The 848-nt window shown below is 40.8% G+C and carries 1 protein-coding gene; it reads left to right on the top strand.

Annotated features, from left to right (window positions below):
• Positions 1 to 62: 62 nt before the first annotated feature.
• The gene (locus PL85_RS18000) at positions 63 to 833 is read left to right on the top strand and encodes an alpha/beta fold hydrolase (RefSeq protein WP_115340190.1); all 771 of its coding nucleotides are present in this window, start codon (positions 63 to 65) and stop codon (positions 831 to 833) included.
• Positions 834 to 848 lie beyond the last annotated feature (15 nt).

The raw sequence follows: 848 nt of genomic DNA, 5'->3' as shown, positions 1-848 counted from the left end.
GCCCCTTAGGCGGGCGTTAGTTTTTTCAGGTCAAATCAATACAAACGTAGTTGGTCGATAAAATGAAAAATAAAAATGGTTATGTAAGTGTTAGTGGCTCCGAGATTTATTACGAGCTTTCAGGTAATCATGACGGCAAGCCATTATTGATGCTTCATGGCGGTCTTGGTTCGTTGAATGAGTTAAGTTCAATTCATAAATATGTTGCTGCTGACTATCAATTGATAAGTATAGATTTCCGTGGTCACGGAAAGTCTCTTTTAGGCAATCGTCCACTTAATTACATGCAATATCAACAAGACGTTCAGCATGTTCTTAACTATTTGGGTATTGAGAAATATTCGATTTTTGGTTTTAGTGACGGTGGTATCGTAGGTTATCGTTTAGCAATACAAGAACCGGAGAGAGTATCTTGTTTGGTGACACTGGGTTCGCAGTGGCGATTAGAGGCAGATGATCCATCGGTTGAATTACTAAGTGGTTTGACGGCTGAATTTTGGGCATCAAGGTTTGCCGATGATGTTGCTTTATATGAGGTGTCAAATCCTAAACCGGATTTCCCTAAACTCGTAGACGCTGTAAAAGCAGTCTGGCTTGACACAACAGAATCTGGCTACCCACATGAGTTAGTTGAAAAAATCCGTTGCCCGACATTAGTAATGCGAGGTGATAATGACTTCTTGTTTTCGTTGGATGAGGCAGCGGCTTTAAAGTCGAAAATTGTAGGTTGTGGTTTTGCCAATATTCCATTGACAGCACATTCGTCGCATCAAGAATCACCGGAATTGGTGGGTAAAATGTTAGAGCAGTTCTTGTTGCAGCACAAAAACTAACAAACGGCTCAAGAG

It is taken from the genome of Vibrio anguillarum (assembly GCF_001989995.2).
Lineage (GTDB): Bacteria > Pseudomonadota > Gammaproteobacteria > Enterobacterales > Vibrionaceae > Vibrio > Vibrio anguillarum.
The sequence above is the reverse complement of the archived record's forward strand: the minus strand, read 5'-3'. Positions and strand labels throughout refer to the sequence as shown.